At 37.2% G+C, this 5,531-nt stretch carries 5 protein-coding genes and 1 other RNA gene; 2 read left to right on the forward strand and 4 right to left on the reverse strand.

What is annotated here, in order from left to right; translation table 11 throughout:
- A partial coding sequence (locus ENH88_RS00500; protein ID WP_304178342.1) for an ATP-dependent nuclease occupies nucleotides 1-782 on the forward strand: 782 nt, incomplete at its 5' end.
- Entirely contained in the window at nucleotides 767-1,798 is a 1,032-nt protein-coding gene (locus tag ENH88_RS00505) for a DNA helicase UvrD (protein WP_304178344.1), read from the forward strand. The genes ENH88_RS00500 and ENH88_RS00505, both read left to right, overlap by 16 nt.
- Nucleotides 1,799-1,833: 35 nt before the next feature.
- Here ENH88_RS00505 and ENH88_RS00510 read toward each other — a convergent pair whose 3' ends face one another.
- The 4 genes from ENH88_RS00510 to ffs form a co-directional block, all read right to left on the reverse strand.
- Nucleotides 1,834-2,835, reverse strand: a complete 1,002-nt coding sequence (locus ENH88_RS00510; protein WP_304178345.1) for a TniB family NTP-binding protein — start codon at nucleotides 2,833-2,835, stop codon at nucleotides 1,834-1,836.
- Between the two features lie 2 nt (nucleotides 2,836-2,837).
- A complete protein-coding gene (locus ENH88_RS00515; protein WP_304178346.1) occupies nucleotides 2,838-4,661 on the reverse strand; it encodes a Mu transposase C-terminal domain-containing protein in 1,824 nt (607 codons plus the stop codon).
- Nucleotides 4,654-5,283 carry a Tn7 transposase TnsA N-terminal domain-containing protein gene (locus tag ENH88_RS00520; RefSeq protein WP_304178347.1) on the reverse strand — a complete coding sequence of 210 codons (630 nt, stop codon included), beginning with the start codon at nucleotides 5,281-5,283 and terminating at the stop codon, nucleotides 4,654-4,656. Before ENH88_RS00520 ends, ENH88_RS00515 begins: the two co-directional genes overlap by 8 nt.
- Nucleotides 5,284-5,416: 133 nt before the next feature.
- An RNA gene (gene ffs, locus ENH88_RS00525) (signal recognition particle sRNA small type) lies at nucleotides 5,417-5,513 on the reverse strand.
- Nucleotides 5,514-5,531 lie beyond the last annotated feature (18 nt).

Genomic DNA, 5,531 nt, shown 5'->3' on the forward strand with positions numbered 1-5,531 from the left:
CAGAGTTTGCATTAAGAGAGCATGATGCAGATAAACCACTAGACGTATTATTGTTAGAAGAGCCAGAAAACCATCTTAGTCATACGAATATGAAAAGGTTGGTCCATAGAATATCAGAGTCACGTGCTAAACAAATTTTTGTTGCTACTCACAATAGCTTAATAAGTACGAGATTAAATTTACGTAACTCAATACTCCTCAATAGTTCTTCTCCTGAGCCTCTTACAATGAGGGACTTGCCAGAAGATACAGCTAAATTTTTTATGAAAGCACCTGATAATAATGTTTTAGAATTCATACTATCAGCGAAAGTCATATTAGTAGAGGGCGATGCTGAATACATTCTTTTGGACTCATTTTATTCATTGGTAACAGGCTCTTCATTAGAAGCCGATGACATTCATGTTATCTCAGTTGGTGGTACAAGTTTTAAAAGGTATTTAGACATAGCAAAAGTTTTGGGAATAAGAACCGCTGTGATACGTGACAATGATGGCGACTATCAAACGAATTGTATTGATAATTATCTCGGCTATGTGGCAGATAACATTGGTATTTTTTATGATGCTGTTAATACCAGCAATACATTTGAGATCTGCCTTTACGACTTAAATCGAGAAGTTTGTGATGAGCTTTGGCTCGCTGATCGAAAAACACTGTCAGTACAAGAGTATATGCTGAAAAATAAAGCTGACTGTGCATTTGAATTACTAGATAAAAAAGCAGACCAAATTATAATACCTGACTATATAGAAAGAGCTTTCCAATGGATAAACGAGTAGTTTTTGCTGTCGCTGGCTCAGGTAAAACAAGCCACATAATAAATGGGTTAGAAAGTGACTCCAAAACTCTGATACTAACTTATACAGATAACAATTTATCGAACCTGAAGCATAGGATATTGCAAAAGTTTGGGGAAATTCCTTCCGGAATTAAAGTGTACTCATATTTTCAATTCGTATATTCATTTTGTTTTAGGCCTCTATATGGTCACGAGCTAAAAACTAAAGGTATCAATTGGCATGTCCCTCCATTTAATACATTAAAGATGAAACGGAATGATCCTAGGTTCTATATCGATAGCCATAGTAGATTGTACTCCAATCGCATTGCAAAACTAATAGAACAGCTTGGTATCAATGATGAAGTTATCAAGCGCATAGAAAAGTATTTTGATAGTATTTGCGTTGATGAAGTCCAAGATTTTGCAGGGCACGATTTCAACTTTTTATTAAGCATTTTTCCAGCAAATATAAACCAATTATTTGTTGGGGACTTTTATCAGCATACATTTGATACGTCTAGGGATGGAAACGTTAATAAGTCGCTCCATGATTGCTATGACAAATATAAAGCAAAATTTACTAAAGTTGGTTACGTAGTCGATGAAGAGTTACTTTCTAAGAGCCACCGTTGTAGCCCTATAGTGTGTAGTTTTGTTAGTGAAAATCTATCTATACACATCGATTCTCATCGAAGTGACCAGACCAACATTGAGTTTATTGAATGTAAAAATCAAGCTATCGAAATAATGAGTTGCCCAGACACTGCTAAACTTTTTTACCAAGATAGTAGAAAATATAAGGGATACACAGAAAATTGGGGAGCTACTAAAGGGCTAGATTGTTTCGAAAATATTTGCATCATTTTGAATCCAACAACACTAAAATTGTTTGAAAATGGGAAGCTTGAAGAGTTAAAACCTCAGACCAAGAACAAGCTTTATGTCGCATGTACTAGGGCTAAGCATAATATTTATTTTATTCCTGAAAAACTTATTAAGTATATGAAAAATTAGTATCCAAATAACTATGAGTTCTGTAAGTCAACACTTTACTTCCTCAACAACTGACTAATAGGCATCTTTTCAGTAAACTTGGTCGCTATAAACGGATCTTCATCTTGGGCGCTTTCAGGTTTGTATAGTGAATAGCGTTCGACTTCGCTTGCTGTAATTTTTGCAACTGGCAAGGTAAATAAATTTGATACATCAGGAAACAGTACTTCAAATGCTTTAACTAAATGCTGGGTTGTGAGGGTTTTCGCGTTGTCTATTAGTGCGTAAAGTACGGCATCATCTAAAAAGTATTTGAGTGTTCTAAAACAGCCTTTTGATAATGAGAACAAAGCAAAAACTGTTGCTTGCTCACTTAAGTTTGGTTTATCGGTAAATGGCATACGGTTGGCTAAGCCAATTATTAACTGCACAAAATGCTTTGGGTTTTCTGATAATTTAAAATAAGGCAGCTGACGCCTTACTAATAAACGCGATGACCACTGTGGTTCGTCTGCTATTTTTTCTGCCCACGGCATACCTACCAATACAATTGATACACCCGCTTCGTTGTTAATGTATTTTAATCGGTTGGCAATCTCGCGGCGTTTTTTACCTTGGTTGTGCTCAATCAGCTCTTGAAACTCATCAATAATTATAAGCTCTGTACCACACGTTTTTAGGCATTTGATCAATGATGCCGTTAACCGTGTACCGTTTACTCGCAGTTTGCGCTCTGTGCTACCTACTTGTTCTAAATCTTTAAGAAGCTCGGCTAAAGTAGATTCTAGTGTCGGGTTACTAGGTATGCGGCTTACTAATACAGGGTGATTCATCACTCCATTAATAAATTGCGGTAAATGGCGTTCTTTATACTGTTTTATTAGTGCTGTTTTACCTGTGCCTGTATCGCCATTTAAAAGCATGCAGGGCTTTTCGCCCGCTAACCCTTTACCAAGTCTTAATCTGTCGAAGTCGTTAAATACAGTGGTTATTATTGGGTATTCAATAAATACATCGCGAAATTCATTTAGTTTTTCTTTTTGTTTGTCGGTCAGCATAATTAGAATCCATCTAGGTCTGAGATAAAGTCATCCCAACTATCAGTTACTTGCTCTTTAGGTGTAACCTTTTTGGGTTCTACTGGCTCGCTCTGCGTGATTGATTTTTGTGAATCACTACTAACATTTTGATGCTTAGCTAACGCTTTCCCCCCTTTTACCTTTGAGTTTTTTGGCCCATTTTTTAACGCTTCAAACTCGTTTTGAATTTTGTTATAAATAAACATGCGCGCTTTTGCTAAGCCTACATTATCGATAGAGCTCGAAATAAAGTCGCGATGAATGCGTATATTTATTTTATGTTGATTCAAGCTTAAATTTTGGGTGTAACCGTTTGGGTCTATGCATGGTACTTTTATGTAATGCTCTAGCTTATCAAGGTATACGTATACATAAGAAATATCTTCGGGGTTTAACTTAACTAAAACCTTATGAGATACGTTGTGACTAAGTTGCTTTCTGTAATTAGACAGCTCCGTGCAATCATACCTTAAGTTTTCCAGCCATACCCCTCCCTTTCGAAGTTTAGGGTGAATTGAAATACTGAGCACAATATCTAGTCGTTGTAGATCATCATTACTCAGCATTGTTGGTGGTAAAGTATTAAAGCCTTGATCCCACAGTTGGCTCGGTATGTACTTAAAACGGCTGTCGGCATTTGGATGGTAAACGTCTACTACCCATTTATGAAATACCTGTATAAAGGTCGTAAAGCGCATAATTGCATCTTTTTTGGGGTTATATTCATGCTTTTGTAAAATATTAGAAAAGGTTTTTCCTGGTATAGGATCAAGTAATTCCGTGTTAATAGTGCCAAACATACGTTCTACAAGTGGTTTTAACCAAGGCTTTCCGACTGAGTTATATTGAGTATTAATGCCTATTTCTTCACAAGCAAGTTCAAGGCTGTTACTCCAAAATTCAGCGCCATTATCAACAACGAGTGTTTCAATTTTACCTGCACACTTCCACTCATTAATACTATCGGGGTATAGTTTTGCCACTTCACTTTTAGGTTTCATCGCATTTAGCATTGCTCGCCTTACTGCATCATAGCTAGGCTCACTGAAGCTAAAGTAGTAGCCAACAATACAGTGGCTATATACATCTACTAACATGGTGAGTGTCGGCCGACCAAGCGGGATATGTAGCTCATCATCTAATAGAATGAGATCAAGCGGTGTATGGTCAATTTCAACTTTTTCGAGTATTCGGGTAGGCCGTGTATGCCCATCTACTTTATTAAAAGCAATATCAGCAAGGCGCTTACCATAACGAGCAATCATTACTTCGTATTGTGGTAAGTTATCTATTCTGTTTTTAAACGCTTTGTATGTTAAAGGCTTTAAAACACTGCCCACAACACTGTCGTTTTCAATAATAACTAAATCTGCATAATACTTATAAGCAGAAGCCACTGATGGTTTTTCTTTTACTAAGTAACGTTCAAGTGCTTTTTCAAAAAACTTATCGGTTGCTGTATCGTGCTCCCTGTTACCTTTTTTTTGGTGGCTTGGTATTAGCGCCATTATATTTTTATCCGCATTGGTATAAGCGCTATACCATCGTGCTGCTGTTCTCCAACTGGGCTTTTTTTCTCCCTCAACTTCGGGCATTACTTTCAATAAAGGCTCAAGGTTTTTTTGTGTCCAACCGCCTTGAATATTAGCCTCAAGCCATTGAATATATTTAAGCTTAGCAAATGTTGTTGTTTTAATTTTTTCAGGAAGGGCTTGTAAATCTTTGGCGTAATTTTGAGGTAGTTTGGTCTCTACTTGTGGTAATGGCTGGTTAAATTCATCATCAAACAAACCATCATTAAACATTATTAGACCAAATTGCTGTTTCTATTGATATTTCATTCGTAGTTAAGTCGGCAAATAACTGCCCTAATGATAATAAGCGTAGCACTGTAGCAAGTAACTCACCGGCAGTTACTTTTAAAAAGCTAACTAACTGGCTCACTTTGATAGATCCGTATTGCTTAACTAGCTCTAACACTGATGCTTGCAGCTCTGTTAAGAACTGAAAACCAGAGTAGCGATGCAAAAGCTTTAAGTTATTGAGTGTGGGGTATACACGGATTTGCTTATCAGTAACCAGTATTAAGTCGCGTCCATCTTGCTTAGCGATGGCTTGCTTTTCAATAAAACGTGCACGAAAGTCTTCGTCGGCAATTTTGCTTTGCGGTTTTACTTCTATAAATTTTTGCGTGCCGTCTGTGTGGGTAAGTAAAAAGTCAGGCGTGTAACGGCAAATACGGTTATCGAACTCATATTCGTAACCAAGTGGTTGTGCTTCAAATGCGGCTATTGATGGTGAAAATTCAAAATGAAAACAAGCATCAAACTCTAAAGAGGATTCTACTAAACAAGTAGATTTATTTTTTTGACTAGCAAATTTATGGAGGTTTTTAACACGGGAGTGTTTGAGTTTTCTTCTGTACATGTGAGTCAACCATCTAACCATTTGGTTAAATACTAGACTATGCCACCTTATACTTCCAATTTATGCCATCTTTTAGTACAAATATGTCAACTTATACTTCAAACAACACCCAAATGAGGAATTTGGGTGGCAGTCTTACCAGCCACATCTCGGCACACACGTCACAAACTGTGGCTGCTCCCTTCCGGGCCTGACCAGGTTCGCCTGCTAGTGTTGCGAGAGGACCAATAAGACTACCATTGAGGGCC

It is taken from the genome of Pseudoalteromonas prydzensis (assembly GCF_011050055.1).
Lineage (GTDB): Bacteria > Pseudomonadota > Gammaproteobacteria > Enterobacterales > Alteromonadaceae > Pseudoalteromonas > Pseudoalteromonas prydzensis_A.